This is a genomic window from Streptomyces sp. TRM49041, assembly GCF_008271805.1.
Classification (GTDB): domain Bacteria; phylum Actinomycetota; class Actinomycetes; order Streptomycetales; family Streptomycetaceae; genus Streptomyces.
Genome location: NZ_VSRY01000111.1, coordinates 1 through 5,699 on the forward strand (window position 1 = coordinate 1; position 5,699 = coordinate 5,699).

The 5,699-nt window shown below is 67.6% G+C and carries 8 protein-coding genes; 5 read left to right on the forward strand and 3 right to left on the reverse strand.

The features are described from left to right. The first annotated feature begins 78 nt into the window (after positions 1-78). Both FVS66_RS35445 and FVS66_RS13250 read left to right on the forward strand, forming a co-directional pair. Entirely contained in the window at positions 79-324 is a 246-nt protein-coding gene (locus FVS66_RS35445; RefSeq protein ID WP_399225470.1) for an IS3 family transposase, read from the forward strand. 271 nt (positions 325-595) lie between these two features. Beyond that, entirely contained in the window at positions 596-994 is a 399-nt protein-coding gene (locus FVS66_RS13250; protein WP_149181397.1) for a hypothetical protein, read from the forward strand. 216 nt (positions 995-1,210) lie between these two features. On the opposite strand, the gene FVS66_RS13255 is transcribed toward FVS66_RS13250, so the two are convergent. Further along, the gene (locus tag FVS66_RS13255; RefSeq protein WP_149181392.1) at positions 1,211-2,350 is read right to left on the reverse strand and encodes a hypothetical protein; all 1,140 of its coding nucleotides are present in this window, start codon (positions 2,348-2,350) and stop codon (positions 1,211-1,213) included. A 167-nt stretch (positions 2,351-2,517) separates the two neighbouring features. Then, positions 2,518-2,799 carry a helix-turn-helix transcriptional regulator gene (locus FVS66_RS13260; RefSeq protein WP_262386974.1) on the reverse strand — a complete coding sequence of 94 codons (282 nt, stop codon included), beginning with the start codon at positions 2,797-2,799 and terminating at the stop codon, positions 2,518-2,520. Between FVS66_RS13260 and FVS66_RS36815 the strand changes: the two genes are divergently transcribed. Next, a complete protein-coding gene (locus FVS66_RS36815) occupies positions 2,793-3,014 on the forward strand; it encodes a helix-turn-helix domain-containing protein (protein ID WP_149181393.1) in 222 nt (73 codons plus the stop codon). The genes FVS66_RS13260 and FVS66_RS36815 overlap by 7 nt on opposite strands. 141 nt (positions 3,015-3,155) lie before the next feature. Then, entirely contained in the window at positions 3,156-3,716 is a 561-nt protein-coding gene (locus tag FVS66_RS13270) for a GNAT family N-acetyltransferase (protein WP_149181394.1), read from the forward strand. Between the two features lie 168 nt (positions 3,717-3,884). On the opposite strand, the gene FVS66_RS13275 is transcribed toward FVS66_RS13270, so the two are convergent. Next, positions 3,885-4,958 carry an acetylhydrolase gene (locus FVS66_RS13275; RefSeq protein WP_149181395.1) on the reverse strand — a complete coding sequence of 358 codons (1,074 nt, stop codon included), beginning with the start codon at positions 4,956-4,958 and terminating at the stop codon, positions 3,885-3,887. An 85-nt stretch (positions 4,959-5,043) separates the two neighbouring features. On the opposite strand from FVS66_RS13275, the gene FVS66_RS13280 reads away from it, so the two are divergent. Then, the coding region (locus FVS66_RS13280) for an ArsR family transcriptional regulator (protein WP_149181396.1) at positions 5,044-5,699 on the forward strand (656 nt) is incomplete at its 3' end.

Sequence of the window (5,699 nt, forward strand, 5' to 3'; positions counted from 1 at the left end):
CACCACCGCAATCCACGCCGTGTTCGTCGTCATGCGCCAGCGAGCATCACTCGCCGGAGGGTAGATCGGAAATGCTCAATCTACGGCGCCCTCAAGAACGAGCGAGTATCAAGGGTGACTTACCTGACCCGCGAGGCCGCCCGGCAGGACATCACTCGCTACATCGAATTCTGGTACAATCGCAAACGCCTCCACTCGGCGGTGGGTTACCGCCCTCCATGCGAAGTTCACGTTGAGTGCGAGAAGTTGCGAATCGCCGCGTCAAATCGACGGTCAGACACCTGTCCGGAAAACGCGAGGCCCCTCACCTTGACCCGGAGGTGACGTCCAAGGAGGCGGAGAGCGAGTCGGCCGACGGGGCAGCGGACCGCGACGACGAACTCTGACCACGTGGACGAAGACGACGAGTCCCCTCACGCGACGGGCAGGCGGACCTTCTGACCGTCCCCATCGTGTTGTGGGTGTGCGCACTGGTGGCAGCTGCGTGAGCATAAGGGTATGCGGCCTCGGGACTGGTAGGCCCGCATGTTCAGGTGTCGCGTATTCGCCGTAGCCGTCGGTCGATCGTCACCCTGTGTCGGTGCTCTGCGGCACGATGACCGGCGTGGACACCGAGATACTGATAGATGTCTGGCAGCGGCTTCTCGCCGACCCTCGCAAGTCGTGGGTGCTGTTCGAGCGTGGCACTTGTGTCGTGCTGACCGCTCCGGAAGGGGAGCTTGCTGAACAGGCCACCGACCTCCTGAAGAAGTTCGGCCCGGCTCATGCCGGATCTTCGGCAGGAGACTTTGGGGTGATCGACCTCAAGGACGACGAGGGATGGGTCGTCACCGGGCATCACAACGACGTTCTTACCTATGTCGGCCCCGATGAGCCCGAGGATCAGTCGCAGATCGCTGTCGGACTGTTCGGACGTTCCAAGCGCCACCGGGACGGCACCGAGCTTCACGTCGTGCACGTTGAGGACAAACGCGGCTCAGCGGAGCCGGCGTAAGTACCGCGCTTCATCGCTGGTGGTCGCCGGGGGCGTATCGGCTCCATGTTCCTCCGGCTTCGGTGACCAAGCGAGTGGCTGTCTTGTCGTGATAACCGAGCGCCTTCGCGATGACGGGAGCCGGGGCCTGGAGGACGAGCTGTCGGATTGCGGAGGTCCAACCGCGCTGCGGCGGGACGCCGATCTCACGCAGATGAACCTGGAGGCTGACCGGATTCATCGGCTGTCCGGGCTGACGGCCAGGGAAGAGCCACTGCGAGCTCCTGCTGCTGGCGTAGGGCAGGTGCTGACGGGACTGGATGTAGGCCCGCATCGAACGGCGACGGGCTCCGGCAGCGGGGACGGCGGGTCGCCCAACTGGACGGTGACGGTCGTCTCGTCGTCGGTGACGTAGTCGATGGTGAGGCGAGCGATGCGGCTGACGGGTTGTGCGTAGAGGAGAACGAGGGCGGCGGCGACCCTGGCCCGCAGTGGCAGGGAGTCGTCGTTGAGGACCCGGCGGAGCATCGCGAGCCGGCGGTGCTGGTGCAGCGATTCCGGGTCCTGGGTGATGACGGCGGGCGGCAGCGCGAGGCGGGGCATCCGGCCGGTCTTCATGCACCACCGCAGGAATGACTGGGACGGGCGGCGGGTGGCCAGGCTCTCGGTGTGCCAGGCGTCGATGTCGGCCTGCTGGCACTGTCCGATGGCGCGTCCTCGGTCGGCGAGCCATGCGAGGAAGGCACCGGCCTGGGTGACCTCCTGCTTGGTGTGGTTGGTCTGGGAGCGTCCCAGCGGTCCCTTCTCCACCTTGGCCCGCAGGCGCCTCATCTGGTGCCACGTGGCGAAGTGCCGGAGAAGCTGACGGTGTTCGGGCTCCTCGATGACGGCGAGCCGTTCGGTCAGCCACCGCTGGTAGAGGATGAGCTGCCGGTCAACTCGTGGGAGGACGCCGCTGTCCATCAGCAGGTCACGCAGGTGAGTGACAGTCCGCCAGGGGGTTTCCTGGTGCAGCCCCTCGTGGGTGAGCGGGATGCTGCCGGTGGCCAGGTCCTGGAGGAGACGGACGACGTTGGGGTTGCGAAGCCAGATCAGTCGGCTCTTGGGCCTGCCCATATCCAGCAGGATCTTGACCAGAGGCAGGACCTCCGGGGCGACACGACCAGTGCCGTCGTCGAGGAGGCGGACGAGCGTGTCGGCGAGGGTGCAGCGTTCGCAGAGACGTCCGCCGAGCAGGAGTCCCTCGAAGCCGCAGCGATCACAGAAGAAGTCTCGGGCGATGCCCGCGCAGTCCCGGCAGATCGGTGTGCCACCGGTGTCTCGCCCCGGCAGCAGCCGATCGGTGTTGCAACAGGGGCAGAGGCCGCGGACTCGCATCGCCCGTTCGTAGCAGGTCCGGCAGATCGGTCCGTCTGACCACTCGGCGGACTTCGAGGCCCGACGGCCGCAGCGTGCGCAGTCGCGGATCATCCACCGCTCGTACTCCTCCGGAGTCACCGCTCACCCCTCGGGCGTCAGTCGGACCCTTGTGGGTCGCCGGGCGGCTAGGTTGATCGGAGCTTCTTCGCCGGCGGCTCGGCGGGCCGGGAGGTTCTGGGCCGAGGTGGTGATCTGGTCGGTGGGGTGCAGCCGAGGATGTCGCAGAGGGCGGCCAGCACCGGCAGGGACAGCCGTTCCGGGGTGCCGGAGACCAGGCGGTGGACCTGGGAGGAGGACAGGGTGATGCCGCGTTCGGCCAGGTGCGGCATGAGCTCGCCGACGGTGAACATGCCGCGGGCGGCCATCAGCTCGCGCAGACGCCATCGGTAGCTGATCTGGCGTGGCATCAGGAGGTCCTTCCCGGCCGCAGAGCGGCCTCGATGGGGCCTCGCAGCCGCCCGGGCCCGGGGCAACCGGCGGACCACGGCCACTGCTCACTCCTGAACAGGCCGAGCAGGCACAACAGCTCTACGACTCCGGCGCCTCCATCCCGAAGATCGCCCAGACCTTCAAGACCGCACGCTCCACCATCTATCGCTACATCACACCTAAATGTGACTGAACTCTTGAGCTGGCCCGTGAGCAGTTGAGTTGGTCCCGCTAGGCATCAAGGTTGGCCCACAGGAGACCTGTCCTCTTTCTCACATGGAGGGTCCACGAGCCGTCGGACGCAGGCACGGAACAGGCTGCATAGGATCCGTGGATGGCAATCACCAGTTACCTCCTGCAAGGGCCGCGGGTGGCCATACGCCACGTCCGTCGCCAGGACTACGACGAGCTCGCAGCGCTGGCCCAGGAGAGCGCCGAGATGCTTCGCCGCTGGCTGGGCGCCCGCGAGAACACAGTGGAAGCGTTCGAGAGCTACCTTGAGCGGTTCGAGCAGCCCACCCATGAGGGCTTCGTGATCTGCCTGCGCGACACCGGCACGATCGTGGGCGGCATCAACATCAACAACATCGTCAGGGGAACCCTCCAGAGCGGAACCCTGGGCTATACCTCCTACGCCTCTACCACCGGCCGTGGCTATATGACCGAAGGACTGAGGCTCGTGCTCCAGCTCGCCTTCGGCCCTCTGGAACTGCACCGGCTGGAGGCGAACATCCAACCGGACAACACCTCCTCGCTGAACCTCGTCAGACGCCTGGGCTTCCAGCACGAGGGCTACTCGACCGCCTTCCAGTACATCAACGGCGAGTGGCGGGACCACGAGCGATGGGCCATCACTGCCGAGATGGCACGAACAGCAGCACAGCTCACGAAATGAACTTCGCAGATACGATGAACTGAGACACAGCCTCAAGTCCGAACCCGGCGGGCACGATGAACTGAGACCCCGGCCCTGATCCGTCTCACCGCACAATGCGTCATGCCTGCTCAGAGCACTGACCGAGAGCTAGATCCAATGAGACGGGACAGCCGCCTCGTAGTTCCGTTACGAGAGATGGCGGGCGAAGAAGGTCCCTACCCGGCGCCGTACCTCAGCGAGTGTCATCGCAGGGTCGCCGGTGCCGACGAGCGCGGTCCGCGCCGTCGCTGTCACGAGACCGGAAGTCTGGAGTCGAGGGACGAGCGAGCCGTAGTCGGTGAATGCCCAGTGGTTCGCGTCGGGGAGCAGCCTGCTGCGGCCGGGAAGGCCCGCCCAGGACGACTCGATACGGGCGGCGCCGTCGAATCCGTCGGAGCGGAACAGCAGCAGCGGCTGATCGAAGCCGGCCAGCGTCGGGTACAGGTCGAGATAGCCCTCCAGGTTCACCACCGCGCCGACCCGGCGGTCGTCACGGGCCGCGTACACCGCCGCCGTGCCGCCTGCGGAGTGCCCGTACATCCCGATCCGGCAGGTGTCCATGGCCGGTGCGAGCTGTAGGTCGCTGAGCCGGTCCAGGACCAGGCGGAGGTCCGCGATCCGGGTGTCCACCATCGTGCGGAAGGTCGCCGGGTCCGGGGGTCCGATCAGGACGGTCGTCCGCATTCCGGTGGGCAGCTCCACCTGAGAAGCGTCACCGGGGTGGTCGACGAGGACGACCACTCGGCCGTTACTCGCCAGGTCCTCGGCGAGGGTTGTGCCGAGCGTGCGGGAGTCACCACCGCCGGGTGAGTACACCAGCACCGGCCGCCGCCCGGGCAGCGGCGGCGCGCCCATGTACCCGTGGGTGAGGACCGCGCCCCAGTCCACCATTCCCGGCTCCGGCAGTCCCGGATGAACGTGCGGCGCGTACTCGGCGAACTCCCTGGCCTCGGCCGGGGTGAGCTGCGGGGCCCGGGAGAAGCCGCGTACCGATCGGGCCGGGTACAGGACGGTCAGCATCAACTCCCGCACGCCGCCCACCCATGGGTCGGTCCGGGACGGGTCCGTCAGATGGACCGTCTGCATGCCTACGGGGTACGGGCCGGCGGGCGCGGGCAGCCGGAGGACCGGGCCGCCACCGGAGGCGGACGCAGCCGTGGGCAGCAGGGCGGCGGCACTCCCCAATAGGGTGCCTTTCAAAAGAGTGCGTCGAGAAGTCATACGAACATCCTTGGGGCGGGGGCCATCACGGTGCGAAGGTTCAGGCCCTGGCCGAAAGGCTGGCCCAGGACGAGGAGCTGTGAGGGTGCTGCGAATCCACTTCACCGCGCAGGACTTCGCCCAAATCCGCTTCGCACCCCGCCCGGCGCCGCTCCAAGAGCTGCACGCCGTCCTGACGACAGCCGTGACCCGGCGTGGCGGGCCGCTGTTCGCGCCGTGGCGCGGACGCGTCCTGCGCTCCCTCCCGGCCGCAGCTAACCCGCTCGCCGACCTGGTTCCAGCGGGCCGCCCGCCTTCCTTCCTCGACGTCATCGGCGACACCATGGCCGACGGCTTCGAACAGATCCGCGCCACCAGCCCCGGTCTCGTCCGCTCCGAGCTGGAGCGGGTCTACGGGACGATGCCCGCGCCTCGCTGGATCCGCGGCCTGCACGCGGGCGACGAGACGGCCTGGCGCACCATGCACCGCGCCCAGCAGGCCGCGTACGAGACGGTCCTCGCCCCGGTCTGGTCCGTCGTACAGGATCTGCACCGTGAGGAGTTCACCCGCTACGCCCTGACCGTCGCCGAGCACGGCGTGGCCGCCACGTTGACCGGCCTGGCCCCGGGCAGCCGACTCCACGAGGGTGTGTGGGAATGGCCCAGTGCAGCGCCGGACCGCGACGTCTGCCTCAACGGGCGCGGCCTGGTTCTGCTGCCCACCTTCCACCACCCGGCGGGCCCACTTCTCCACGACACCCC

Coding starts and splice junctions, on each gene's coding strand:
- FVS66_RS13270 (WP_149181394.1), top strand. CDS start 3,156: ATGGCAATCACCAGTTACCTCCTGCAAGGGCCGCGGGTGGCCATACGC.
- FVS66_RS13275 (WP_149181395.1), bottom strand. CDS start 4,958: ATGACTTCTCGACGCACTCTTTTGAAAGGCACCCTATTGGGGAGTGCC.
- FVS66_RS13260 (WP_262386974.1), bottom strand. CDS start 2,799: ATGCCACGCCAGATCAGCTACCGATGGCGTCTGCGCGAGCTGATGGCC.
- FVS66_RS13255 (WP_149181392.1), bottom strand. CDS start 2,350: ATGCGAGTCCGCGGCCTCTGCCCCTGTTGCAACACCGATCGGCTGCTG.
- FVS66_RS13250 (WP_149181397.1), top strand. CDS start 596: ATGACCGGCGTGGACACCGAGATACTGATAGATGTCTGGCAGCGGCTT.